Raw genomic sequence first — 24,403 nt, 5'->3', positions numbered from 1 at the left:
AATGACCGACAACATTCATAAGCATCGCATTCTTATCCTCGATTTCGGTTCTCAGTACACTCAGCTGGTAGCGCGTCGCGTACGTGAGCTCGGCGTTTACTGCGAACTGTGGGCCTGGGACGTTACCGAAGCACAAATTCGTGAGTTCAATCCGAGCGGTATCATCCTCTCCGGCGGCCCGGAAAGCACCACTGAAGACAACAGCCCACGGGCGCCAGAGTACGTATTTAACGCAGGCGTTCCGGTGTTCGGCGTTTGCTATGGTATGCAGACTATGGCGATGCAGCTCGGCGGCCACGTTGAGTCCTCCAACGAGCGCGAGTTTGGTTACGCGCAGGTTGAAGTTGTGAACGACAGCGCGCTGATCCACGGTATCGAAGATTCCCTGACCGCCGAAGGCAAACCGCTGCTGGACGTATGGATGAGCCACGGCGATAAAGTCACCGCTATTCCGGCTGATTTCGTCACCGTTGCCAGCACCGAAACCTGTCCGTTCGCGATTATGGCGAATGAAGAAAAACGCTTCTACGGCGTGCAGTTCCACCCGGAAGTGACCCACACCCGCCAGGGCCTGCGTATGCTGGAGCGCTTCGTGCTCGACATCTGCCAGTGTGAAGCGCTGTGGACCCCCGCTAAGATTATCGACGACGCTGTCGCACGTATTCGCGAGCAGGTTGGTGATGACAAAGTCATCCTCGGCCTTTCCGGTGGCGTAGATTCTTCCGTTACCGCGATGCTGCTGCACCGCGCTATCGGCAAAAATCTGACCTGCGTGTTCGTCGACAACGGCCTGCTTCGCCTGAACGAAGCTCAGCAGGTAATGGACATGTTTGGCGACCACTTTGGTCTGAACATCGTTCACGTTGAAGGTGAAAAGCGCTTCCTGGATGCGCTGGCTGGTGAAAACGATCCTGAAGCCAAACGCAAAATCATCGGTCGCGTGTTCGTGGAAGTCTTCGACGAAGAAGCACTGAAGCTGGAAGACGTGAAGTGGCTGGCTCAAGGTACCATCTACCCGGACGTGATCGAATCCGCTGCTTCTGCAACCGGTAAAGCGCACGTCATCAAATCTCACCACAACGTGGGCGGCCTGCCGAAAGAGATGAAGATGGGCCTCGTAGAGCCGCTGCGTGAGCTGTTCAAAGACGAAGTGCGTAAAATTGGTCTGGAGCTGGGCCTGCCGTACGACATGCTCTACCGTCATCCGTTCCCGGGGCCAGGTCTGGGCGTGCGCGTGCTGGGCGAAGTGAAGAAAGAGTACTGCGACCTGCTGCGCCGTGCCGATGCTATCTTCATCGAAGAGCTGCACAAAGCCGACCTGTACAACAAAGTGAGCCAGGCGTTCACCGTGTTCCTGCCGGTACGTTCCGTGGGCGTAATGGGCGATGGCCGTAAGTACGACTGGGTTGTTTCCCTGCGTGCGGTAGAAACCATCGACTTTATGACCGCGCACTGGGCGCATCTGCCGTATGACTTCTTAGGCCGCGTCTCCAACCGCATTATCAACGAAGTGAACGGCATTTCCCGCGTGGTGTATGACATCAGCGGTAAGCCGCCAGCGACGATTGAGTGGGAATGATTTACAGCCTCCCGCTATCTCATGAAGCCTATTAAGTTTCTGCCTCAACCCTCTGTTATTCAGAGGGTTTTCTCTTTATATCTCCCAATATCTATTTACTCTACCCAGCATTTTTACACGGTATAAGTGACGGTATTACCCTAAAGGTATATCCTCATGCCGTCAAAGCCACGGATGATGAGCGGGTGAATTGTGCTAACTGATACCAAACTGAAAAACCTGAAGCCTCAGGAGAAACTCTACAAAGTTTCGGATCGTGACGGGCTGTATGTGGCCGTGCTCACATCAGGCTCTGTCTCGTTCCGCTACGACTACCGCATTAACGGGCGCCGTGAAACGCTGGTCATCGGGCAATATGGCCGTGACGGTATCAGCCTTGCTGAAGCGCGAGAAGAACTCCTATCCGCCAAAAAGCTTCTCCGGGCAGGCCAGTCGCCAGCTGCGGCGAAGCGTGACGGTATTAAACAGATCCGTGGTGCCGAGACTTTCGCGGTATATACCGACACGTACATGAAGCACATCATGCTGGCCGCCAGCACGCGTGCCATGAAACAATCGGTTATTGATCGTGATATTCTGCCGGCGCTGGGCAATAAGGTAATGGCGGAGATCACTACAGGCATGGTCAGGGATTTGTGCGATCGTATTGTTGACCGTGGCGGGCGCGCGACGGCGGTGCAGGCCAGGGAGATTATCAGCAGCGTCTATCGTTACGCAAACGACCGTGGGCACGGTTTCTTTAACCCGGCATCAGCCATTAAGCCTTCCTCAATCGCCGTGTTTAAACCCAAAGAGCGAAGCCTGAGCCCGGATGAAATACGGATCTTCTTCCGCTCGCTCGACACCATCAGCGCAATGGGCACGCTGAAGCTCGCAATTAAACTGGTGCTGATCACCATGGTCAGGAAAAGCGAGTTCACTCACGCGACCTGGACAGAAATTAATTTTCATAAATCAACCTGGACGATCCCGCAGGCGAGAATGAAGGGCGGAAGAGAGCACGTTATCTATCTGCCGACTCAGGCGCAGGATTTGATGGTCGGCCTGCAGATGTGTGCTGGTGGAAGTGAGTTTCTGCTACCAGGCAGATACAGCGTCAGGAAGCCGCTGTCGAACGCCGCGCTAAACTCGGTTATAGACCGGGCGGTAAAAGCGGCTGCTGATAGCGGGGAAGAACTGGACCCGTTTACTGTGCATGACCTGCGGCGCACCGGCAGCACGCTACTGCATGAAGCCGGGTATCCTTCAGACTGGATTGAAAAGGCGCTGGCGCACGAGCAGAAGGGAGTGCGTGCGGTGTACAACAAGGCGGAATATGCCCGCCAGCGCGCTTACATGCTGCAGCAGTGGGCCGATATGATTGATGCGTGGATAGCAGGGGAGCACGCTGATCTGGTGCCGTTCTCCCCGGCTAAATTTGAGGCGTGGATGGAAGGAAAGGATTAAGCGGCCTCCACGTTTACAATGTTGATCGCGCAACCTGGCAAGAGTTGAACCGCCGGGCCCTCGCACTGGTTTCCCCATACGTCGAAACCGTGCGATGACTGGCGGGCGAAGAGCTCAATGCGCGGTACATCGCCCAACAACTGCACCAACTTTTCACGTATTGCGTCAGGCTTGCGCGAGTTCTCCAGGCGCGGCGCCGTGACGTGCTGGCAGATGGAGGCATCCATGCGAGCCGGAAGTTTACCGCGCACCGCAAAAAGGCAATCTTCGCTGTTCGCCCTGGTCATGTGGCCCATGCCGATCGAGCTGTTGCCTTTGTGCTTATTCGTCTTGTGCCAGGTGAATCCCTTCATGGTCATCAGGCGGAAACCCCACGCCTCTACAACCTTCAGTGCTTCGACCGGCTGAGTTGGCACCCACCACATCGCCAGCAGGCAATCATCGGCAGCGATATCCCATACAGGCAGGCGGCAGATATCCAGCACGTTCATCACCGGGTATTTGAACCCGGAGCCTCGCTCGCCGTCGGCTGCTTTATCGCGATATGTCCAGGGAGGATCGCTATAAATCAATGTGTATTTTTTAGTTGTCATTATTTTTTCCTCAACAGTTCAGATACGCGATGAAAAGATGAAAGTGATTCGATATTTCTTGAGTAATCAAGAATTCTTTGCTTCCCGGTAGGGTAAATCCGTCCTGGGTAAACTTTATCTTCAGTGCGCAATTCTAAAGTTTGTTTTATTGAGCCAATGTTTTTGCAGCTGGTAAGCTCCTTTGCTGCCATGAAACCTATTTTTTCATCCTCGATCACAACAAAGGCATAAAAATCACAAGATCCACATTGAGTTGCTCGAATGCTACCTTTCCCAGTTCTGGTGCTAAATCTGTAAACATTTTTTGATTTACCGTAATCTCGCATGCGAAGGGTTGATCTTACCTGTCCACGCAATAATCTTCCTCCGCTCTGGACAACGATGTCATATGGCAATCCCTGGTCTGACGGGAAACAAATAAACCCTTGTTTGGTTAACGAGAAAATTGCGTAATACTCACCACATTTCCCCATTTCAAGTTCATTGATATATCCATCATTCATGTTGCCAACGGTGATTACGTCATGCTGGCTACTCATACACCACCCCTCGGTTACACAATCCGCTGTACTCACCACGACGCAGGCCCATGCTGCGCGATATGCATTGATCGCGTCTTACTGCGATCTTTGCCCGTTCAACTTCTCCCTTCGCCACGTCCATGCATTCGAGCCACAGGCGAGCCGCGATGCGAAACTGGCCTTTTTTCTCCCTGTCGATTGCCCGCTTCTCTATGTCCATTGCGGCAGGCGTTACTGCAACAACCTGCTCAATGCGGCGCAGCGAAACATAATCGAGATGATACTTTTCTGTTTTTGATAGCGGCTTCATAGGATCCACCCCTCTCGTGCTATCAGCGCCAGCAGGAACAGCCACGCGCCGATGGCGGCCAGGCAGCAATACCAGCCTGACCATTTATCAAAATGCCTCGCCAGCGCCGTCATGCTGCGCTGCTCATAGGTCTGTAGGCGCGCATTTCAATCGGCGGCTTTTTTCCGCCAAATTCCTCCGGGCTGTTTTTCTTGCGCTCGTCCAGCCATTGCTCTACTTCATCGCCATCCCAGGCGCAGCGCTTATCGGTGATGTACCAGCGCTTAGGAAATTCGCCTTTTTTCTCCAGGCTGTCGATTGTGCTGATCGATAATGGAACCACCGCCAGCAATTCCTTCTTACCGTATGCTCGTTTCATAGTTGCTCTCCTGATGCATATGCGGCGCGCCCGGCGCCGCGGTGGTGGTTACATTGGTACTTCGTTCAACTCGTCACGGCGGATGTTGTAAACGTCAGTGGCCATTTCCAGCCATTTATCTGACAGTGCATCACATGCCCCCGGGCGCTTTTTACCGTCAGGCCAGGTTCCGCCGTTAAAGATGAGATCCAGTTTCTCTACACTTTCAGCATTACCGGCGGCGTCGGTGAAACTAGCAAGCATCTCTTCCTGTGAGCGGGTGGCGTGTTTCTCTTCCTGTTTCTGCTCAGGTTTTGAGTTGATCAGCTTGTTCATGCCTGATGCGGTTGCGGGCTCTGGCGTAACATCGCGCTCAACGCGCGGTGACGTTTCCTGCAATTCATCAGGGGTATAGACGCCAAGCAGAACATCAGGAGCATGCAGTCGCGCCCAGCGTTTAACACACAGGTATGCGAGCTGCTGGCGTGGGTCCTGGCCCCACAACGGGGAGTTGCGCACTCCTGCCTGTGCCATGCTGATTGTAAGTTCACGTGGTTCGCTTTCACCTTTCAGGGTTGCGGACACTGTTACGGTAAGAGATGGTGACTTGTCGTCTTTACCGTTCACCTTCGTCCAGTCACCGTCCCAGCGATAATTCAGGCGGGTTGCCAGCAGATTGGAGGAAGACACAACCGCGTTTACCAGCTGCGCTTCGTAGCCAAGCGTGCCGTTAACCACATGCGTTTTCTGCGCCACGGCGAACGGGTTCATTCCCCACTGCGCCGCCTGCATAGTCACGGCCAGGCAGTCAGCAGGTTTTCCTGCCAGGTGCCCGGGAACAGTGGCCTTGCTGTCAGCCATCAGGGTTGCGAAACGCATCAGGCGGTCCATACCCTCAGGGCTGAAAATTGCAGCAGCGGTGCCTACGGTTGCGCCCGGCTGCGATGTGATTGCGATATCATTACTCATAAGTACATGTCCTGTTTGCGTGCCCACTCAGAGCGTTTAATAATTTCAAATCCACCCCAGTCGCCTGTTTCTCGGCACTGGTGATAGGTATTCAGATCCCGGCGGAACAATGCGTTCCCGGCGTCAACGTCTGGCGTGTCCAGCTCGAACACGCGAACCGGGTAGCGGCCACAGTCGATGGTTTCGCTTACTGCCAGAAAGAAGAATCCGTGTGGCTCGCTGGTGGTCTGCTGTGCGCCTTCTCGGTACATGGCATCCTGGACGTGATAGCGGAACTCATCGATGTGGCGCGCAAAGCGATCCATGTCCGCTACCTTCTTCACATCCATAAGAACAGGGTGATTCTTCAAGCGCTTGTCCGGGCGGATGCGGCACAACTCGCCAGTCTCCGGATCCGTCCAGTAGTGCGAAGCTTCACAAAAACCTTCCGCTTCAAGCAGCCATCGCGCCGCCGGATGCGCCATTGCGCTGTCGCGCATTAACTGCAGTTTTCGCCCTTGCTCGGCATCCATCACAGTCATACCCATGCCTTCAACATCTTTCAGGAATGCTTCCTCATCGGCTTTTCCCTGATTGGTGCGGCGGTTGAATTGAGGGGCCACGATAAAGCGTTTATCGAATTCTTCAGGCTCAAGCAGAATGCAGTGCAATGCAGAACCCATATCCAGAGCTTTTAGCTTTTCAGTGTCGACCGGTGCTGATTTTTGCCATTGCAACAGCGCCGGGCTCAGCGCCACCATGTCCAACTGCGACTTACTCACGCCGTCCCCGGCGTGGTAGTCCTCGTTGCTGATGTCGAAATAGATGCCTGGTTTCATGCTGCCCTCGCGCTATCCAGTTGATCCGCAAAATCCAGCTTCGCCACGACGCGGGTTATTTCACTCATGAAGCTTGAGAACAGTTCTTCGAACTCGCTGCTTTCCTTCGCCGCCGCCAAAATTTCAGGGCGTACACCGGCGCGAAGCAGGGCACGATCAAACTCTGGAGCAAGCTCGACGCTACCTACCGCGTCGATCAGCTCAACGTGACGGTCGTACAACTGCGATGACAGTTGGTAGTCGGACTCGAACAGCGCGACGATCGTTTTCAGGTTATTGAATTGCTGAATGTTCATTCTTCATCCTCCAGATGGCCGTTGCCGCGTAACCAACTGATAACTTCATCAGGTGAAAGGCGGTCAAGAATTTCAGAAACCCTATCCTTGGATTCAGCCCAGTCGACGTAATCGCTAAGCTCTACATGTTCAAAAATGTTTTCTTGTCCAATTTCTTCTATCGCTGCACCAACATCGACGCTGGAAAGAGAAACGCTAATTTCTCCGCGATTTCCGGTTGAGCTAACCTCAATACCAGAAACAATAATTTCGATATCTACGCTCACTTTCTCACCCCCATATCCCGTCGTCGTTGGCGACATCCGTCGCTTCTTTCGTGATAAATACCCATTTCATGCCTTCTTCCAGCGTCTGAAACTTCCAGCTCATCAGCCCGCACGCCGTTACGCAGTACCAACCGTTGATGACTTTCCACTGCATATAACACCTCTATTACCAAAATGGTAATAATTTGGGGTATGTAAAATCGCAGTGGCAAAGCTTTCGATCGCTGGCCTGTCTGCGCCCGTTGATTACCTTAGGGGTAATAATATTACCAAAATGGTTATTGTCAATAGGTTTTGAGAGTTTTAATTACCGTAATGGTAATAACTGTAGGTGCGGGAAAGGGTCCGCTCTCGGGCGAGGGGATTTGGAAGGTCAGTTGCTTGCTTGCTGCGCCAGCACGAATTCAATGAATGATGTTATTTTGCTCTTATCTTCAGCAGACAGGCGGGAATAGGCAGCGTGGTCGTACCTGATTAATGCCGGGTGCGCCGGTGGCATAACCATTTCATAGACTTCTCTCCCGAACGCCGCGGCGATCGCAGACAGGACTGAAAGCGTGGCGCTGGTCTCAGCGTGCAGAATGCGATGAACAGTAGACTGGCTAACCCCAACGGCTTCAGAAACTCGCTTCTCTGAGTTCAGTGTCGGGTGTGCTGCCATCCAGGACGAAAGCGCATTGGCAACGCGTTTTTCGGCAATGCGATCGCCTGTTTCAACCTGCTCTTCAGACTGGGAGAAGAACATAGAGTGATCGATGTCCATCCAGAATTCTGGTCTTCTGGTTGATTTCTCGATGTCTCTGGCCGCCCTGGTGCCAATATTCTTGGTGCCTTTGCTCCACCGGTTCACCAGCGTCTGGGCAAAGCCTGAGTGTTCTGCCAGCCTCAGCTGCGTATCGTCGTAGTCCCGGCGGATGATTTCATTGAGATTTTCTCTCCGGATGTCATAAATGCTTTTCATGTCTATTAAAAAATCACCCTTAATTGCTACGTAACTAGCTAAATTAAATGAAATATTACCAGAAAGGTAAAAGCACCAAAATGGTAATAATCATTGATTTCCTCACCAAAAAGGTAATAATCAGGAAGTAAATAGACAGTCTGAGATAACAGAACCATGAGCGATGAAAAAAAGTTTGATTTCAAGAAGCGGTGGCTGGCGCTCAGCCCGGATGAGCGTGATGAGTTCGCCAGCGAAGCCGGAACGACGAGCCATTACATCCAAACGCATTTGACCAGGAAGAGCAAAATTCCCGGTAAGAAATTGATGGACAGGATTTTTAAAGCCTGCAAGAAGCGGGAATGGATCAGCAATATGTCAGAACTAACGATGTTCTTCTACGCTCCTTAAACGTCTGCTCTCCGTATCTTACTCCCCTGAAAGCCACCTCATTGGTGGCTTTTCTTTTGTCAAAAATCCCCATGGTAATAAAAATCCAAATATGGTTGATCTTTTTTTGCCCATGCATGAAAATTACCAATATCAATAACAAAACCTGAGGATTCTCCAATGAGAATTATCACGAGAATGGAGGCGGCTAAGTCCGGGCTTAACCGTTATTTCACCGGAAAACCTTGCGCGAATGGGCACAAAGCTGAGCGCTACGTTTTGAATGGAACGTGTGTTCAATGCGCTATGGAAAGCGCAGCAAAGCATCGTAATGAATTTTTAACCACCCTCAGAGCCGCCAGAGGTAACGCATGAAACCGGTCGCGTACTACAACGAAATCGACCCATTCGCTGCACAGTGGCTGCGAAACCTGATCGCCGGCGGTCATATTGCACCTGGCGAAGTTGATGAAAGGAGTATTGAAGATGTCACACCTGACGACCTGCGAGGATTCACGCAGTGCCACTTCTTTGCCGGAATTGGCGTCTGGTCTCATTCCCTGCGGCTCGCCGGATGGCCTGACGATAAACCAGTCTGGACAGGCTCCTGCCCGTGCCAGCCTTTCAGCGCGGCAGGCAAAGGATATGGGTTTGCTGACGAGCGGCACCTTTGGCCCGCATTCTTCCACCTCATCAGCGAGCGCAGACCTCAGCATGTCTTTGGTGAACAGGTTGCAGCAGGTAACGCAAACACATGGTTCGACCTTGTACAAACTGACCTGGAAGGAATGGGATACGCCTTCGGGCTTGTGCCGTTTGCGTCAGCGGGCGTCGGTGCGCCGCACATCAGAGAACGGGCCTACTGGGTGGCCAACACCAGTAGCAAATACGAATCCACAACCGGAGACGAAAAGGGGCCTGCAACACGTCTCCGGAGCGGCGCGGTTGACGGGATGGCAGACTCCGGTCGCGAACGATTCCACCGGGTCGACTCATTGCTACAGCGGGAAGAATCCAGATGGTTCGCCGAAGGTTTGCCTGAAGCTTCCAGGATCGGCATTGCTGACCGGTTGGCCAACGCCAACAACAGAATCGGCGATGAGGGAGAAACGTTACGCCCAAGGAGGGATGCCGTTCTCAATGGCTGCATCAATGGCAGGCCCCTTGAGGTTAACGGTTTTTGGCGTGATGCAGACTGGCTCTTTTGTCGAGATGGGAAATGGCGTCCAGTTGAACCCGGCACATTCCCGCTGGTTGCAAGGTTTGCCAAAAGCCTGGGACACGGAAAGTCCTCATTACGAGCAATGGCAGGCCGCAACCGCACAGGCCGACTTAAGGGTTACGGTAACGCCATAAACGCCCGGGCTGCAGCCGAATTTATCCGGGCCTATATGGGGGTGAATGATGGCACGAATTAGAACCATTAAACCCGAGTTCTGGACAGATGAAGATATGGCTGAACTCTCGGAACCGGCTTGCATACTTGCTATTGGACTACTGAATTACGCCGACGATGAAGGTTACTTCAACGCTAACCCGAAACTGATAAAAGCGGCAGTTTTCCCAATCAGAGAACCTTCCGTTCCTATTCCGGTACTAATACGGGAGCTTTCCAACTGTGGTTATTTGTCCATGTTTTCCACCCAAGATGGCAAACATTTTGGGGCCATAACAAACTTCCTCAAACATCAAGTGGTAAACAAGCCAAAGGAAAGCAAAATCAAATGCTTATCTCTTATACCGTATGAGTACGGTACTGATACCGGACAAGTACCTGTAGGAATGGATCAGGGATCAGGGATCAGGGAAAGTAAACCCCCTCTCTCTGCGCGCGAAGAAATTCAAATCCCTCCAGTTGTCGTTCCTGGTATCGAAGAACCAATCGGCAAATTCACTATGCATGAAAACTGGCAGCCGTCGGATGACTTTGTCATGCGCGCCAGAATGTGGGGATACGCACTACCTGCTGATGGGTACAAGAAATCAGATCTTTCAGAGTTTGTTACATATTGGGTTGCTGAAGGGAAAGTTATGCAGAACGTTCAGTGGGAGCAGAAATTTGCGCGACTGCTGATGCAGAAGAGCGCCAAACCCACCGGGAGAAGGGGTAACGGCGCGGATGAAAACATACCGCACTGGAACAGTCCAGAGGCGTGGGAGGATTTCCTGTGAACAACGTATTTACCGCCATCAAGAATCGTGACGGGAAAGTGCTTTCCCGCATGACCGGCTCAGACCGACAGCATGCAGGCAGTGACAATGTGGTGAACATTACCGCAGAGCGTCTTGTAGATGCTTTGTTCAAACAGCTCAAGCAGCTATTTCCGGCGGCAGAGCAGACTAACCTGAAAACAGCGGCGCAGGAGTCAGCAGCAAAGCAGCAGTGGATCGCAGCTTTTGCCGAAGGTGGCATACGCACCCGCGAACAAGTATCGGCTGGAATGCGCCACGCCCGCGCCAGCGAATCCCCGTTCTGGCCGTCGCCGGGTCAGTTCATCAAGTGGTGCAAGGACAGCAAAATGGTGCTCGGGATCGGCATCGAAGATGTGATGGGAGAATTTCACCGTTACGCGAAAGAGAAAAGTATGCAGCCTGGAGGCCCTGAACGCTTTCCGTGGCGGCATCCCGTCATGTACTGGATTGTCTGTGATGCCCGGCGGGCTATGTACCAGCGACAGCTCAGCGAGGCCGAGGTTGAGAAGTTCGCGAATAAACTCCTTAACGAATGGTCGCAGAAGGTCGCTGACGGGCATCAGATACCAGATCCAATCATGAGCCTCGAAGCGAAGAAGCAGCCCATGCCGACATCACCAGCGGGAGCTCGTGGGAATGCCTATCATCCGCCCGGGCGAAGTTATGGATGTATGCCCAACGCGGCTACCCTGGGGGGGATAACACCGGCTCAGTGGCTTATGGAAGAATACCGGAGAAGGAAAGCGACAGAAGCAAGCAAATGAACGACAGCGCGAAGGCGCATTTTTTTACGCATTCTCTATTACCAAATGGGTAATAAATATTCTCAATCACTATTGATTTAATCCAATTAGGGATTTAAATTACCAATAAGGTAAACGTTATGCAAAAACGACTACAGGCACTCGGAAGGCTTAAGGCCGGAACGATGAACCAGACAGAGGCGGCGTACTGCCAGATGCTGGAACTGCGCAAACGTGCAGGGGAGATAGCCTGGTACCGGTTCGAAGGCATCAAGCTGCGGCTCGCTGATAACACGTTCTACACGCCGGATTTTGCAGTGATGCTGAGCAGCGGTGAACTGGAGCTGCACGAAGTGAAAGGTATGTGGACCGACGACGCCAGGGTGAAAACCAAAGTCGCCGCCGACCAGTACCCGATCCGCATTATCGCGGTGACGCCGAAGCCGAAGAAGGCTGGCGGCGGATGGAAGGTCGAAGAGTTCTGAAACGACGATCCTTTTTACTATCAAAGTAATCAATAACTTATACGGGTAAGCGGGGGTAAAGATGGAATGGACAAACGAGCAGTTGATTGAAACGGCCAGGGTGGTCTCGAAGTATGAAAGCGAGAAGGCGGCGCAGTTGCTGAATCAACTGGCTACGCGGTTTGAGTGTGCGCTGCTGGCGGCGCGCACTGCGTGTGATGAGAAGCGAGCGCTGGCTGCGGAGAATGTGGGGCTGAAGTCGAAGCTGATGTTCTGGGATGCTGAAAATCCGGAAGCGCCTTACGACTCCCCGGAGGAGCTCGCTAGCGAGCTTTTACTCAACTACCACGAAGAGTTCGAAGTTCAGGTTGCGGCTCGTTTACCAAACCGCACTTATCGCGTGTGTGAGTCCTGGGAAGAAGGCGGCAAACTGGAGTTAGTTGAAGGCACTGAAATCGAAACCCCTGCCACCGACCGCTTCGTTGGCGAGATGAAAGCTCAGTACCGCGCAGAAGGCATCAACTATGCCGCTGGTCGCCTTGCCGCTGCGTTTAATCATGGTTTCCTGAACAAACCGCTGAAAGAGGTCGGTGATGTATGCCGAATGATTCTTGATGCCAAAGACGACCTTGAGCGCGATCCGATTCCGGCACCTGATGGCTTGTCCGGCGAGTATGCGGAAAAGTCGCTGAAAGATTGGGAAGAGCAGCTGCGGGAGGCGGGCCAGTGAAAGAGCGCGGAATGATTTTTAACGCAGAGATGGTGCGCGCGCTGCTGGACGGGCGGAAAACCCAGACGCGGAGGATTATGAAACCTCAGCCTGAAGCGTGCCCTCGCGGTGGTCATTGGTGGCCGAGCAACGTCTTCAGAACAATGTTGCACGTTGAAGAAGAAATGCAGAACGGAAAAGGTGGCTGGGGCGGATTGGTTGGTGATGCTTGCCCGTTTGGTGACGTAGGCGATCGCATCTGGGTGCGAGAAACATTCCAGGGGCCGCTTGTTTCTGAGGAGTTATTCGAAGAATATCTGGCCAATCCTGAAAAGTTCGAAACGCCTCAATACTGCGAATATGCCGCCGATGGCGGCCCGCGCCCTGAGTATTGCGATCTTGATGATAACCTGCGCCACGGTTGGCGACCATCAATCCACATGCCGCGCTGTGCCAGCCGCATTCTGCTGGAAATCACTGGCGTTCGGGTGGAAAGGCTGAACAGCATCAGCCAGGAAGATGCGCAGGCTGAAGGCATGGAGCTGACCGGGTGGCGGCCCACATACTCTGACCCGGATAGCGGCGGTGAAGTTTGGACTCCATATGACAACTTTGCGCAGCTGTGGGAATCAATCTACGGCGAGGAGAGTTGGAAGGCCAACCCATGGGTCTGGGTGATCGAGTTCAAACGCGTGGAAGGAGTAACAGCATGACTTCACAACTGACGCCAGAACAGCTGCGCAACTCAACTCAGCGGAAACATCACAACTGGAACAAAGCAGTGATGCGAAGCTGTGATTTCTGCGGGCTGCACGCTTCGACCATAACTGTTGACCTAATGGCAATGTGCGCTTCCTGCTGCGACGCAAGGTATACCTCTCATCTGTCCACGATGGTGGAAATGGCAGCTGATGCACTGGAGGCCAGAGATAAGCGCATTGCTGATCTTGTCCGTGCTAACGCAGCTCAGGATGACCACATCAACCAGCAGCAGAACCGTATCGACTCGTTTGAGAAGGTGATTAACGAAGCCGCCAGGCAAATTAACTCATGGCGTAAGTTGGCTAAGCAAAATATCGCAGAACGAGAGAAGGACTTGTCAGAGCTTGATATGGCACGCAAGCGCATTGCTGGGCTGGAATCCCGCGCCGAATCAGCAGAGCAGGCGCTTAAGTCCCGCCAGGCTCCCGTGGGAGATTTGGTGATGCTGATAAAAGTTTTAGTCCGTGGGCTGAAAAAGACAGGATTAAACAGCGAGCTATGCGAAAGCGCGATGGACTATCTCAAGAGACAGAAACTTATCAGCGCGAGTGATTGCCTGCGTAGTGACGCTGGCATCAGCCTACAGAAGGGAGATGAGTGATATGGCTGATGATATCGCAAAGCGCCTCGGCTTTGGTTTCCCGACAGAAAGTGATTCTCTTTGGGAAATCTGGCTGGGCGCAAATATGTATCGATACCGCACAGACGGTAAGGCTGTGCACGTTGTAGAGGGAATGAACCATGCCCATGAGCAACGCGTCACAAGTCAGCCCATTAAGCTGGCTCTCGCGGCTATTGTAGAGCTGCAAATCCAGCTCAATGACACCAGAAAGAGGAGCGCATGACCACAATTACCAAAGAGTGCCTGACCAAAATCATCGAAGCCGCCGATGAAGTTCTTTCTGCGCTGGCAGGCACTAACGATGATGTTCACCCGGACGACAGCAAGAAAATGTGCGAGCTGTGGGATGACCTTAATGACCGTTACGCACCGCCAGAGGTTGTCAAGGAGATGGCCCGCATGCTGCTGGACGCGCAGGAGCCGGTGGCGTACATGCATCGAAGCGGGCAGGTCGTGACGCGTGAGGAATGTTGTGACGACAAGATTTTTGCAATTTGCTGCAAAGTTGAAACTCCGCTATACGCCGCCCCGCAGCCGCTCACCGACGCCGAACGCAACGAGCTTCAGCAATACCGCAAAGCTGCAAGTGAAGCAGTGGCCTTCCTCTGGTCACACAGGAAACACAAAAGCGAAGTGACGCTCACTCGCCCTGAAGATGATGAGCGCGCAGAAGGAGCGCTGTGGTCAGGCTGGACTTGTCAGGCACTTGCTCCGGCACGTCCAGCGCCGGTAGTGCCGGATGAAAAGTGCGACGACGACGGCACAACATCCTCAGAATTCGACCACGGTTGGAACGCCTGCCGCGCCGCCATGCTCAGGGGAGGTAAATCATGAGCTTTGAAAATTGGACTATTGAAGAATTGTTTGCGCGCTGCACTGATTATGATGATGGCAGCCTAAGCATGGACAAAGAAGAGTTTGCTGCTTTACGGCGCATGCTTCAGGGTGCCGAAAACGATGAGTCGCGCTGCGGCATCCAGACCGCGCCAGTTCTAGATTCTTTGCCAAAAAACGATGATTCGCGCTGCAGCAACTCTCCGGTGATTCCGGATGGTTGGGTGGCTTGCAGTGAGCGGATGCCGGAGCATGGAGGGCTTTATTTGTGCTACGTACAAGATGAGCACGAATTCGACATCAGCCACTTTTGTTTTGAATACTTGGCTGCGCATAAGAAATTCGATAGCGCTGGCCTCAATATTACTCACTGGATGCCACTGCCAGCAGCACCGCAGGAGGTGAAGTGATGGCGAAACTTCGTGAAGGTGGGCTGGCAATATTCGTTGCAGGCCCATCCGAAATTATCGGATTGGTAGTTATCACAGAGCGCTTTGTTTCATCAGGCGAGATGGTTATTTTGCCCAGCGGGCGACGTTTCAGAAACGTCGGTTCGCCGCGATGGCTGATACACAATGAAAGGATTTATGTGACGATGAACGATGGCTCAGTTATCAATGACTACTCTCTCTGCTTCCCGCATTGGTTAATGCCCATCGACGGCGACGACTTCAGCAATGAAGGCGAGCACCAGAAGGGTCGGGAATATGCCTAAATCCGCAGCTGAACGCAAAGCGGCGCAGCGCGCCCGACAGGCCGCCGCCGGCGATCGCAAATTTGAACTTGTGCTGGACGAGCAAGAAATGGAGATGCTGGCGCGGAACTGTGCCGCCCGGCGCCCAGGTCGTGCGCCGTACGAAATGGCCGAATACATCGCGTTGCTTATCCGGCAGGACGATGCGCGCGCTCGTGGTCGTATCAAGTCAATCAGCGCGAACCGTTGCGGGAAATGTGGCGATGCGTTGCCTGTTGAGTCGTGCCCGTGTGACGGTGATTCGCAATGCTGGGTAACGCGTGGCTGGCATGAGACAAAATTATCAGTGTGACATGTCACGTGGATATTATGCGCGATGAATTTGATGGGTTCTGAATACGGCCGCCGACTATGGCGGCTTTGTTTTGCGTGATACTATTACCATAACGGTAATTATTTACTCCGGTGGTAACAATGCCAGCAGAACCAAAAACCCACAAACGCAAATCAACGCAATTTAAGCCTCTTACAGCGATGCAGGAGGCTTACTGCCAGTCGTACATTAAGACACCAGAGAACCAGACTCAGGCAGCGATTGACGCAGGATTTTCGCCTAATACGGCAGCTGTTAAAGCCAGTGTCATGATGCGCGATGAGAGAATCCAGAAACGGATTGCTGAGCTGATGGAGGATCGCAACAAGCGAAACCGCGTCAGCGCTGACTACGTCCTCATGCGCCTGGTGGAGATCGACCAGATGGATGTGCTGGATATCCTGAACGATGACGGTGGCATGAAGCCGATTGCTGAATGGCCGAAGGTGTGGCGAACCTCTCTCAGTGCCATGGATATTGCTACCATCAAGACGACACAGGCCTCTCTGCAAAAAGAGAATGGAGAGGCGGATCTCTCTGTTGAGGATGTCGAGCATATCCTGAAGAAGGTGAAGTGGCCGGACAAGGTGAAGAACCTCGAGCTGATTGGTAAGCACGTCGACGTCAACGCGTTCAAAGAGCGCCTGGAAGTTTCCGGCACTGTCACCATTGCCGATCGCATGGCGAGGGCCCGTGACCGCGTTAAGAAACAGGCTGGTGGTGAAGAATGACAGCCGCAGCCATGTCGCCAGAAGAGCAGCTCGTCGAGGATATCGCCTCGTTCACGTATGACCCGCTGGGTTATGCGCTGTATGCGTTTCCGTGGGGCGAGGAAGGAACAGAACTAGCACACGCCACCGGGCCAAGAAATTGGCAGGCTGACGCATTCCGCGAAATACGCGATCACCTCCAGAACCCCGCGACGCGTCACCAGCCGCTGATGCTGGCCCGCGCATCCGGCCACGGTATCGGCAAATCTGCTTTCATCTCGATGCTCATCAACTGGGGTATGTCGACCTGCGAGGACTGCAAGGTGGTGGTGACCGCCAACACCGACAACCAGCTACGCACCAAGACCTGGCCGGAAATCATAAAGTGGTCGAATCTGGCTATCACGAAAGAGTGGTTCACCTGCACCGCCACGGCGATGTACAGCAACGATCCGGGCCATGATAAACGCTGGCGCGCTGACGCTATACCGTGGTCTGAGCACAACACCGAAGCGTTCGCTGGCCTGCACAACGAGCGCAAGCGCATCATCGTGGTATTCGACGAAGCGTCCAATATTGCCGATCTGGTCTGGGAGGTAGCAGAGGGCGCGCTGACGGATGAAGACACCGAGATTATCTGGGTGGCATTCGGGAACCCAACACGTAATACCGGACGTTTCCGCGAATGCTTCCGCAAATACCGGCACCGCTGGAAGTGCGCACAGATAGACAGCCGAACCGTCGAAGGCACAAACAAACAGCAGCTGCAAAAATGGGTGGATGACTACGGAGAGGATAGCGACTTCGTGAAGGTGCGTGTGCGCGGGATCTTCCCGGATGCGTCAGAGTTGCAGTTTATCCCTACCGGGCTCACTGATGCGGCGATGAAGCGTATTGTTACCGGCGCGCAGGTGGCGCATGCACCGGTAATCATCGGTGTTGATCCGGCCTACTCCGGCGTGGATGACGCGGTGATTTACCTGCGCCAGGGGTTGCATACCAAAGTTCTGTGGACCGGGGCCAAAACCACAGACGATCTGATCATGGCAAAACGTGTTGCCGATTTCGAGGATGAGTACAAGGCCGACGCGGTGTTCATCGACTTCGGTTATGGCACCGGCCTGAAGTCCATCGGCGACGGATGGGGCCGGGCGTGGACGCTTGTGCCGTTCGGCGGCGCCAGCGCTGACCCGCAGATGCTGAATAAACGCGGGGAGATGTTCAACAGTTGCAAGAAGTGGCTCGCCCTGGGCGGCATGCTGGATGACCAGGAGACAGCAGACGATCTGTCCGCTGCGGAATACAAAGTCAGGGTAGACGGCAAGATTGTGATGGAGCCTAAAGAAGACATCAAAGAGCGGCTTGGGCGCTCGCCTGGTAAGGGTGATGCGCTACTGCTTACCTTTGCCTTCCCGGTGATGAAGCGTTTGAACTTTCCTGGCCAGCAGCAGGGCAAGGCAATCACAGACTACGATCCGTATGCATGAAAAAGCCCGCACATCGGCGAGCTGATTGTGACATGTCACGGGATTAAAAGCCGTCGAATTCGTCTCTCATTCCTACCACCAGTAAATGCAAGCTAGCCCAATAACCCATGTGATGAAATAGGTCAGCATGATATATCCGGCTGCGCGTAAATCACTCATATTTTTCACCTTAAAAAAATGCCCGGACGAACCGGGCGAACTGGAAGCAATGAGGGTGCCTTCCTTGGCTGGGTGGTACTGGCTACAGCTTTTAGCATCACGGCCCTAACGTGATTTGGTTGTGGTGGCCGGAGTCGAACCGACATCGCTAAGACTATGCTCACCTTGAGCTGGATTTCTCCAAGGGGAATCGAACCCTCATACAGAACCACTCACCACAACGAAGAGAGCTCTCCTGCCAGTTGCACTCATTCAGGTGGAATGCAAAAGATGGTGTCTGAAGAACTCTCATCGTTGTGTGTTGGGATGATGCCCAACTTATCCGGCGCCTTTACTTTTAATGCCAATATGCTGCTGCGCTACTCCGGCATCCTCGTCTCTTCCGAGGTGTCACACCGTGCCGCCGCGATGGTGAATCGCCAAACGCCAGTAGCATGGCTGGCTTGCACATTCCGGCAACCTGGCTAGGAAATGGAACCCTACAAGGAACCCGCCAGACCGCTGACGCTGCATGTGCCATACAGCGGTTGCTCATCACAACTGGATGTGCACTCCACCATTTGAATTTAACGTCTGACCGTATGAGGAAAGTCAGGAGTGCACCTTCATGTTGTGTGTTTGATTACCTAAAAGGTAATACTTTCACTATAAAACGTCAATGCACTACGTAAAATAATCCGTATATGGTTAAATTGGTAATAATTTAATCGCGTGTGGAGTCAATTTTATGTGTATGGGTGGATCACCTTCAGTGCCAGCCGCGCCAGAAGTTCAGGCTGCACCTCAAGAGCAGGATCAGGCGGTTATCGATTCTCGCGACGAAGAACAGCGCCGCCGCCGTGCTGCTGCCGGGCAGAAGTCAACGATGCTTACCGGCGCGCAGGGCGATACTTCCACTGCCAACACCAGCGGTAAAACGCTGCTCGGCCAGTAAGGGAGAGCATCAGAATGGCGGAAACCGTTAAAGAACAACTGCAAAAGCAGTTTGCTCAACTGGAAAATGAACGCACTTCGTTCGAGCCACACTGGCGCGACCTGAGTGATTTCATCAACCCGCGCGGCTCCCGCTTTCTGACCACTGACGTAAACCGCGATGACCGTCGCAATACTAAAATCATCGATCCTACCGGAACGCTGGCAAGCCGCGTACTGTCCAGCGGCATGATGTCAGGCATCACCAGCCCTGCTCGCCCGTGGTTCAAGCTGGCAACGCCAGACCCTGACATGATGGATTTCGGCCCGGTTAAGCAGTGGTGCGAGACGGTTCAGCGCTACATGAACGAAATGTTCAACCGCTCTAACCTGTATCAGTCATTGCCGCTGCTGTATGCATCTCTGGGCACATACAGCACCGGTGCAATGGCGGTTCTTGAAGACGACACCGATATTATCCGTACGCAGATGTTCCCGATCGGCAGCTACTACTTGTCCAACTCCGCACGCGGCAGCGTTGACACATGTTATCGCAAGTTCTCCATGACCGTCCGCCAGATGGTGATGGAGTTCGGCATCAACAACGTCAGCACGTCAGTCAAGAGCATGTGGGAAAGCGGCACTTATGAAAAATGGGTTGATGTGATCCATGCCGTCTACCCAAACATGAACCGGGATACTGGCAAGCTGGACAACAAGAACAAGCCGTATAAATCCGTTTACTTTGAATGTGGTGGCGATAACGACTCGCTGCTACGCGAGTCCGGGTTTGACGAGTTCCCGATCATGGCGCCGCGCTGGGAAGTTAACGGCGAGGACGTCTATGGCTCTTCATGCCCAGGCATGATTGCACTGGGCCAGGTTAAAGCGCTTCAACTCGAACAGAAACGTAAGAGCCAACTTATCGACAAGGCAACTAACCCGCCGATGGTGGGGCCGTCCTCACTGAAGAATCAGCGCGTTTCACTGTTGCCTGGCGACATTACCTACATCGACCAGATGGGCAGTCAGGATGGTTTCAAGCCAGCCTATCTCGTCAATCCAAATACATCCGATCTGCTGGCTGACATTCAGGATACACGGCAGGTCATCAATAACGCCTATTTCGTCGATCTCTTCATGATGTTGCAGAGCATCAATACCCGCTCAATGCCAGTCGAAGCGGTGATCGAGATGAAAGAAGAGAAGCTCCTGATGCTTGGCCCGGTGCTCGAGCGTCTGAACGACGAGTGTCTTAACCCGCTAATCGACCGCGCTTTTTCCATAATGGCGCGCAAGAACATGCTGCCACAGCCGCCTGAAGTAATGCAGGGCATGCCTCTGAAAGTTGAGTACATCTCCGTAATGGCGCAGGCGCAGAAATCCATCGGCATTTCCAGCCTTGCTCAGACCGTTTCGTTTATCTGCCAGTTGGCGCAATTCAAGCCGGAAGCTCTCGACAAACTCAACGCCGACGAAGCGATCGATGCGTTCTCAGAAATGTCTGGCGTATCGCCGAGCGTAATCACTCCGCAGGAGCAGGTCGAGCAGTTACGCAAGCAGCGTGCCGAACAGGCGCAAATGCAGCAGAACGTTCAAATGGGTATGGCTGCCGCACAGGGAGCCAAAACGCTTAGCGAGACACAAACATCTGATCCAAGTGCGCTGACAGCAATCACCAATGCAGCAGGATCGCCGCAGCAATGACGGACAATGACGACGAAGGCCGCAAAGCAGAATTGGAGGCCAAACAGCATCTTCTGGCCCAGCGCGATATCGACGATATCCAGTTCGTTATGGGCAGCGAACAGGGCCGACGGATCGTCTGGTCTCTGCTGGAGAAAGGTCAGGTGTTCGGTACCTGCTTCAACGTAGAGCCGCACATCACAGCATTCAACGAAGGGCAGCGCAATCTGGCGCTGATGCTATTCAAGCGCGTAATGGAGCACTGCCCTGATCAGTATCTGAAGATGGCCGCCGAGGCCAGTGAGGGAAAATCATGACACAGAAACAAAAGCAGCGCGTCATTCGCCTTGATGGTCCTAACCAGATTGTCGAGGTTCCAGATCCCGCACCAGCAGTAATTGGCGCACCAACCTCAACTGACTACGGCGGCGTGAAGCTGGGGGCAACTATTGCGGCGCCAGCTGCAATGTCGGCTACCGCAGACACCAACTATTCAGCATCTGACGTTGCTGGTCTTGTTACTGACCACAACGACCTGGTTTCCAAATACAACGCACTGCTGAATGACACTACTGCGCTGCGCACAACACTGGCGGCTGTTCTGGCGCAACTGAAAGCCAAAACGATCCCGGTTTAAGGAGAGGAAATATGAATTTATTTGAACGTTTGCTGCATCGCCGTCTTTGCAATGAGCAGCCAGTTGATGGTGGCGCGGCGCCCGCAGCGTCAGAACCTGCCCCCACTGCTGGTGATAATCCGACTCCTGCTGGCGCTCCAGCGGCGAAAGAAGGTGACACGCCACAACCAGGCACTGAAGGCGATAAGCCAGCAGGAGAAAAGCCTGCCGATGAAAAAAAACCGGACGGCGATAAACCGGCTGAAAAGAAAGAAGACGATAAGCCCGAAGGCGCTCCGGAGAAGTACGAGTTTCAGACAGCCGAAGGCGTAGAGCTGGACACCGAAGCGCTGAAGGACTTCGAGCCGGTAGCACGCGAGCTGAATCTGAGCAACGAGCAGGCGCAGAAGCTGGTGGACGCATATCCAAAAATTCTTGCCGGTGTTCAGCAGCGTCAGGCTGAAGCCTGGCAAAAGCAAACAGAAGACTGGGCAGCAGAGGTCAAGGCTGACAAAGAGATCGGCGGAGACAAACTCACGGGGAGCCTGAGTAAAGCTCAGCGCGCGTTCGACAGTTTCAGTACGCCTGAGCTGAAAGAGTATCTGAACACTACAGGCCTGGGTAACCACCCTGGGCTTGTGAAGATGTTCGTAAAAATCGGGTCGGCTATGTCTGAAGACGGCATGGTCACCGGTAACAATGCAGGCCAGCGTAGTGCGGCCGAAGTGCTTTATGGCAACTAAGAGAGGACATAACCATGGCTGTTAAAGGCTTAACTGCGCTGACGCTGGCTGACTGGGGTAAGCGCATCGACCCAAACGGGAAGGTCGATAAAATTATCGAATTGCTTTCCCAAACCAACCCTATTTTGCAGGACATGCCTTTTGTTGAAGGCAATCTGCCAACCGGCCACCGGACCACTGTCCGTACTGGTCTTCCAACAGCGACATGGCGTCTGCTTAACTATGGCGTGAAGCAGGGAAAATCAACGACGGTTCAGGTTACTGACTCGTGTGGCATGCTGGAAACGTACTCAGAGGTTGATAAGTCTCTGGCCGATCTGAACGGTAATACTGCTGAATTCCGCTTGTCGGAAGACCGTGCTTTTATTGAAGCGATGAATCAGCAAATGGCTCAGACGCTTTTCTACGGTGATTCCAGTGTTAACCCCCAGCAGTTTATGGGGCTGTCATCTCGTTACTCTGATCTCTCTGCTGGTAATAAGCAGAATATTATCGATGCTGGCGGTACCGGCACTGACAACACATCAATCTGGCTGGTTGTATGGGGCGAAAATACCGTCCATGGCACCTTCCCTAAAGGCCAGAAAGCTGGTTTGCAGCACAAAGATTTGGGTGAGCAGACGTTGTTTGATGCTGATGGCGGCAAATACCAGGGCTATCGTACCCACTACAAGTGGGATAATGGTCTTACTCTCCGTGATTGGCGCTATGTCGTGCGCATCGCGAATATCGACATCAGCGATCTATCCGATCCGTCCACCGCTGCCAATATCGCAAAACTAATGATCCGCGCACTTCATCGCATCCCAAATCGTGGGATGGGGCGCCCTGTGTTCTATATGAACCGCTCCATTAACGAAGCGCTTGATCTGCAATCACTGGAGAAATCCTCCCTTGCCATCAGTGTGAAAGAAACTGAAGGAGAGTGGTGGACTGCTCTCCGTGGCGTTCCAATCCGCGAAACTGATGCGCTGGTGGAAACCGAAGCACGCGTGGTTTAACCCCTGACTAAAACCAGCGGCCCGGTAACGGGCTGCTAAGTGGAGAAAGAAAATGATCCTCGACAAACTGTTGATGTTCTCCGAGAAGCAGGCGGTTACAGCTTCCGCAGCTTCTACGGATGTTATTGACCTTGGCCCGATTGACGGCACCCGCCGTGATATTGGCGTAGGTTACCCGCTTGAGTTCTGGGCAACTGTTGACACCACTGCTACGGCAGCGGGCGCGGCAACCCTGAACGTGCAGCTGCAGACCAGTACGGATAATTCCACCTGGACAACTATCTATGACAGCGGTGCGCTGGCACTGGCCGCATTAACTGCGGGCAAGCGCCTGTTTTCTGCGAAGGTTCCTGCTGGTGTTCAGCGTTACCTGCGTGTGAATTATTCGGTTGGCACTGGCCCGCTGACCGCAGGCGCATTCACCGCCGGTATTAACCTGGATGTTGACGCAAACTTTGCGTATCCAACCCGCTCCAAAATAACCGGATAAGGGGATAACGATGTCAGGTGAAAAAGCAAAATATCGCGTCCTGCGCTTATCCCATATTCACAACAACCTCTGGCCTGAGGGATCAGAAGTTGAATATGAAGGTGAGCCGGGCAGCGCGCTTGAGCCGCTTAACGAGGCAGCAGTTAAGGCCAAGAAGTTGTCGATGGAAAAGCGTGGCAAGAAATACTCCGCTCCTGAATCGGATAAGAAATCCGACGATGAAGGTGAGCCGGGCAGCGATGCAGATGATGATCTCGACAAGCTCAGGGAAGAGTATGAAGTGCTCTTCGAAGAGAAGCCGCACTTCAACACCAGCGCCAAAACTATCCGCGAGAAAATCGCTGAAAAGCGTAAAGAACTTGGCGTTTAAGCCTCGGTAACAACAGGGGCTTCGGCCCCTTTTTTGCAGGAGTCCATCATGGATCTGGTAAACCTTAAAACCGGCACTGACAGCTATCAGGATGAGAGGGGCGAAACGCAAACTCGCGATGATTATCCGTGGGGCCTGTGCATCACCCTGAATAACGACACACTGAATAAACTCAAGGCGCAGCCGCAGGGCGTAGGAACCGAGGTGATGATTACTGCCAAAGCGGTTATTCGTGGCGTATCAGCTCGCGAGACTGACGATGGACTTAACCGCAGCGCCGACCTGCAGATCACTGATATGGCAATCGCGCCCGTATCTGGTGAAGCACCGAAATCAGCAGCTGACACCCTGTACGGTTCTGAGGGGTAAG

General features: G+C 53.3%; 37 protein-coding genes. 27 read left to right on the top strand and 10 right to left on the bottom strand.

What is annotated here, in order from left to right:
* Position 1: 1 nt before the first annotated feature.
* Together guaA and AB1287_RS10395 are read left to right on the top strand one after the other, a co-directional pair.
* On the top strand, positions 2-1,579 hold the full coding sequence (gene guaA / locus AB1287_RS10400; RefSeq protein ID WP_435617730.1) for a glutamine-hydrolyzing GMP synthase: 1,578 nt from the start codon (positions 2-4) through the stop codon (positions 1,577-1,579).
* Between the two features lie 192 nt (positions 1,580-1,771).
* The gene (locus tag AB1287_RS10395; RefSeq protein ID WP_435617729.1) at positions 1,772-3,025 is read left to right on the top strand and encodes a tyrosine-type recombinase/integrase; all 1,254 of its coding nucleotides are present in this window, start codon (positions 1,772-1,774) and stop codon (positions 3,023-3,025) included.
* Here AB1287_RS10395 and AB1287_RS10390 read toward each other — a convergent pair.
* The 10 genes from AB1287_RS10390 to AB1287_RS10345 form a co-directional block, all read right to left on the bottom strand.
* Positions 3,022-3,618 (bottom strand): MT-A70 family methyltransferase, encoded by a 597-nt coding sequence (locus AB1287_RS10390; protein WP_435617728.1) that lies wholly within the window; start codon positions 3,616-3,618, stop codon positions 3,022-3,024. The genes AB1287_RS10395 and AB1287_RS10390 overlap by 4 nt on opposite strands.
* Positions 3,618-4,157, bottom strand: coding sequence for a hypothetical protein (locus AB1287_RS10385; protein WP_435617727.1), 540 nt, complete (start codon positions 4,155-4,157; stop codon positions 3,618-3,620). Before AB1287_RS10385 ends, AB1287_RS10390 begins: the two co-directional genes overlap by 1 nt.
* A complete protein-coding gene (locus AB1287_RS10380; protein ID WP_435617726.1) occupies positions 4,150-4,449 on the bottom strand; it encodes a PerC family transcriptional regulator in 300 nt (99 codons plus the stop codon). Before AB1287_RS10380 ends, AB1287_RS10385 begins: the two co-directional genes overlap by 8 nt.
* Positions 4,450-4,558: 109 nt before the next feature.
* Positions 4,559-4,807 (bottom strand): helix-turn-helix transcriptional regulator, encoded by a 249-nt coding sequence (locus AB1287_RS10375; RefSeq protein WP_435617725.1) that lies wholly within the window; start codon positions 4,805-4,807, stop codon positions 4,559-4,561.
* A gap of 48 nt (positions 4,808-4,855) precedes the next feature.
* A complete protein-coding gene (locus tag AB1287_RS10370; RefSeq protein ID WP_435617724.1) occupies positions 4,856-5,755 on the bottom strand; it encodes a RecT family recombinase in 900 nt (299 codons plus the stop codon).
* Complete coding sequence (locus AB1287_RS10365; RefSeq protein WP_435617723.1) at positions 5,752-6,573, bottom strand: PD-(D/E)XK nuclease-like domain-containing protein; 822 nt, start codon at positions 6,571-6,573, stop codon at positions 5,752-5,754. Before AB1287_RS10365 ends, AB1287_RS10370 begins: the two co-directional genes overlap by 4 nt.
* Positions 6,570-6,869, bottom strand: a complete 300-nt coding sequence (locus AB1287_RS10360; protein WP_435617722.1) for a hypothetical protein — start codon at positions 6,867-6,869, stop codon at positions 6,570-6,572. The genes AB1287_RS10365 and AB1287_RS10360 overlap by 4 nt, the downstream gene beginning before the upstream one ends.
* A complete protein-coding gene (locus tag AB1287_RS10355) occupies positions 6,866-7,171 on the bottom strand; it encodes a hypothetical protein (protein WP_435617721.1) in 306 nt (101 codons plus the stop codon). The genes AB1287_RS10360 and AB1287_RS10355 overlap by 4 nt, the downstream gene beginning before the upstream one ends.
* Complete coding sequence (locus AB1287_RS10350) at positions 7,140-7,289, bottom strand: hypothetical protein (RefSeq protein WP_435617720.1); 150 nt, start codon at positions 7,287-7,289, stop codon at positions 7,140-7,142. The genes AB1287_RS10355 and AB1287_RS10350 overlap by 32 nt, the downstream gene beginning before the upstream one ends.
* A gap of 219 nt (positions 7,290-7,508) precedes the next feature.
* Entirely contained in the window at positions 7,509-8,096 is a 588-nt protein-coding gene (locus tag AB1287_RS10345) for a helix-turn-helix transcriptional regulator (RefSeq protein ID WP_435617719.1), read from the bottom strand.
* 156 nt (positions 8,097-8,252) lie between these two features.
* On the opposite strand from AB1287_RS10345, the gene AB1287_RS10340 reads away from it, so the two are divergent.
* The 25 genes from AB1287_RS10340 to gp10 all read left to right on the top strand — a co-directional run bounded on the left by AB1287_RS10340 (position 8,253) and on the right by gp10 (position 24,402).
* A complete protein-coding gene (locus tag AB1287_RS10340; RefSeq protein ID WP_435617718.1) occupies positions 8,253-8,486 on the top strand; it encodes a hypothetical protein in 234 nt (77 codons plus the stop codon).
* Positions 8,487-8,836: 350 nt separating this feature from the next.
* A complete protein-coding gene (locus AB1287_RS10330) occupies positions 8,837-9,883 on the top strand; it encodes a DNA cytosine methyltransferase (RefSeq protein WP_435617716.1) in 1,047 nt (348 codons plus the stop codon).
* Positions 9,870-10,637, top strand: coding sequence for a DnaT-like ssDNA-binding domain-containing protein (locus AB1287_RS10325; RefSeq protein WP_435617764.1), 768 nt, complete (start codon positions 9,870-9,872; stop codon positions 10,635-10,637). The genes AB1287_RS10330 and AB1287_RS10325 overlap by 14 nt, the downstream gene beginning before the upstream one ends.
* Complete coding sequence (locus tag AB1287_RS10320) at positions 10,634-11,422, top strand: replication protein P (RefSeq protein WP_435617715.1); 789 nt, start codon at positions 10,634-10,636, stop codon at positions 11,420-11,422. Before AB1287_RS10325 ends, AB1287_RS10320 begins: the two co-directional genes overlap by 4 nt.
* Positions 11,423-11,541: 119 nt before the next feature.
* Positions 11,542-11,886 carry a DUF1064 domain-containing protein gene (locus AB1287_RS10315; RefSeq protein WP_435617714.1) on the top strand — a complete coding sequence of 115 codons (345 nt, stop codon included), beginning with the start codon at positions 11,542-11,544 and terminating at the stop codon, positions 11,884-11,886.
* Positions 11,887-11,947: 61 nt separating this feature from the next.
* Complete coding sequence (locus tag AB1287_RS10310; protein ID WP_435617713.1) at positions 11,948-12,595, top strand: hypothetical protein; 648 nt, start codon at positions 11,948-11,950, stop codon at positions 12,593-12,595.
* Positions 12,592-13,287, top strand: coding sequence for a hypothetical protein (locus tag AB1287_RS10305; RefSeq protein WP_435617712.1), 696 nt, complete (start codon positions 12,592-12,594; stop codon positions 13,285-13,287). The genes AB1287_RS10310 and AB1287_RS10305 overlap by 4 nt, the downstream gene beginning before the upstream one ends.
* Positions 13,284-13,937 (top strand): hypothetical protein, encoded by a 654-nt coding sequence (locus AB1287_RS10300; protein WP_435617711.1) that lies wholly within the window; start codon positions 13,284-13,286, stop codon positions 13,935-13,937. Before AB1287_RS10305 ends, AB1287_RS10300 begins: the two co-directional genes overlap by 4 nt.
* A gap of 1 nt (position 13,938) precedes the next feature.
* The gene (locus AB1287_RS10295) at positions 13,939-14,181 is read left to right on the top strand and encodes a hypothetical protein (RefSeq protein ID WP_435617710.1); all 243 of its coding nucleotides are present in this window, start codon (positions 13,939-13,941) and stop codon (positions 14,179-14,181) included.
* Positions 14,178-14,792 carry a hypothetical protein gene (locus tag AB1287_RS22470; protein WP_436799831.1) on the top strand — a complete coding sequence of 205 codons (615 nt, stop codon included), beginning with the start codon at positions 14,178-14,180 and terminating at the stop codon, positions 14,790-14,792. Before AB1287_RS10295 ends, AB1287_RS22470 begins: the two co-directional genes overlap by 4 nt.
* Positions 14,789-15,202 (top strand): DUF551 domain-containing protein, encoded by a 414-nt coding sequence (locus AB1287_RS10285; RefSeq protein ID WP_435617709.1) that lies wholly within the window; start codon positions 14,789-14,791, stop codon positions 15,200-15,202. The genes AB1287_RS22470 and AB1287_RS10285 overlap by 4 nt, the downstream gene beginning before the upstream one ends.
* Positions 15,202-15,507, top strand: coding sequence for a hypothetical protein (locus tag AB1287_RS10280; RefSeq protein WP_435617708.1), 306 nt, complete (start codon positions 15,202-15,204; stop codon positions 15,505-15,507). Before AB1287_RS10285 ends, AB1287_RS10280 begins: the two co-directional genes overlap by 1 nt.
* Positions 15,500-15,838 carry a hypothetical protein gene (locus tag AB1287_RS10275; protein WP_435617707.1) on the top strand — a complete coding sequence of 113 codons (339 nt, stop codon included), beginning with the start codon at positions 15,500-15,502 and terminating at the stop codon, positions 15,836-15,838. The genes AB1287_RS10280 and AB1287_RS10275 overlap by 8 nt, the downstream gene beginning before the upstream one ends.
* Before the next feature lie 122 nt (positions 15,839-15,960).
* Positions 15,961-16,590, top strand: coding sequence for a terminase small subunit (locus tag AB1287_RS10270; RefSeq protein WP_436799830.1), 630 nt, complete (start codon positions 15,961-15,963; stop codon positions 16,588-16,590).
* Positions 16,587-18,056 carry a terminase gene (locus AB1287_RS10265; protein ID WP_435617706.1) on the top strand — a complete coding sequence of 490 codons (1,470 nt, stop codon included), beginning with the start codon at positions 16,587-16,589 and terminating at the stop codon, positions 18,054-18,056. The genes AB1287_RS10270 and AB1287_RS10265 overlap by 4 nt, the downstream gene beginning before the upstream one ends.
* A 420-nt stretch (positions 18,057-18,476) precedes the next feature.
* Positions 18,477-18,683: a hypothetical protein gene (locus tag AB1287_RS10260; RefSeq protein WP_435617705.1), complete on the top strand. Its 207-nt coding sequence runs from the start codon at positions 18,477-18,479 to the stop codon at positions 18,681-18,683.
* Positions 18,684-18,942: 259 nt separating this feature from the next.
* Positions 18,943-19,149 carry a hypothetical protein gene (locus AB1287_RS10255; RefSeq protein WP_435617704.1) on the top strand — a complete coding sequence of 69 codons (207 nt, stop codon included), beginning with the start codon at positions 18,943-18,945 and terminating at the stop codon, positions 19,147-19,149.
* 14 nt (positions 19,150-19,163) lie between these two features.
* A complete protein-coding gene (locus AB1287_RS10250) occupies positions 19,164-20,834 on the top strand; it encodes a portal protein (RefSeq protein WP_435617703.1) in 1,671 nt (556 codons plus the stop codon).
* Positions 20,831-21,130: a hypothetical protein gene (locus tag AB1287_RS10245; protein ID WP_435617702.1), complete on the top strand. Its 300-nt coding sequence runs from the start codon at positions 20,831-20,833 to the stop codon at positions 21,128-21,130. Before AB1287_RS10250 ends, AB1287_RS10245 begins: the two co-directional genes overlap by 4 nt.
* Positions 21,127-21,450, top strand: a complete 324-nt coding sequence (locus AB1287_RS10240; protein ID WP_435617701.1) for a phenylalanyl-tRNA synthetase subunit beta — start codon at positions 21,127-21,129, stop codon at positions 21,448-21,450. The genes AB1287_RS10245 and AB1287_RS10240 overlap by 4 nt, the downstream gene beginning before the upstream one ends.
* 11 nt (positions 21,451-21,461) lie before the next feature.
* A complete protein-coding gene (locus tag AB1287_RS10235; RefSeq protein WP_435617700.1) occupies positions 21,462-22,172 on the top strand; it encodes a peptidase in 711 nt (236 codons plus the stop codon).
* 14 nt (positions 22,173-22,186) lie between these two features.
* Positions 22,187-23,173 carry a major capsid protein gene (locus AB1287_RS10230; RefSeq protein ID WP_435617699.1) on the top strand — a complete coding sequence of 329 codons (987 nt, stop codon included), beginning with the start codon at positions 22,187-22,189 and terminating at the stop codon, positions 23,171-23,173.
* Positions 23,174-23,225: 52 nt separating this feature from the next.
* Positions 23,226-23,663, top strand: a complete 438-nt coding sequence (locus tag AB1287_RS10225; RefSeq protein ID WP_435617698.1) for a Bbp16 family capsid cement protein — start codon at positions 23,226-23,228, stop codon at positions 23,661-23,663.
* Between the two features lie 10 nt (positions 23,664-23,673).
* Positions 23,674-24,033 carry a hypothetical protein gene (locus AB1287_RS10220; RefSeq protein WP_435617697.1) on the top strand — a complete coding sequence of 120 codons (360 nt, stop codon included), beginning with the start codon at positions 23,674-23,676 and terminating at the stop codon, positions 24,031-24,033.
* A gap of 48 nt (positions 24,034-24,081) precedes the next feature.
* Positions 24,082-24,402, top strand: coding sequence for a capsid staple protein (gene gp10, locus AB1287_RS10215; RefSeq protein WP_435617696.1), 321 nt, complete (start codon positions 24,082-24,084; stop codon positions 24,400-24,402).
* The last annotated feature ends 1 nt before the right edge of the window (position 24,403 follow it).

The organism is Scandinavium sp. UTDF21-P1B, assembly GCF_040750395.1.
Lineage (GTDB): Bacteria > Pseudomonadota > Gammaproteobacteria > Enterobacterales > Enterobacteriaceae > Scandinavium.
Note: the sequence above shows the minus strand (reverse complement) of the source record. Positions and strands in the feature narration are given on the sequence as shown.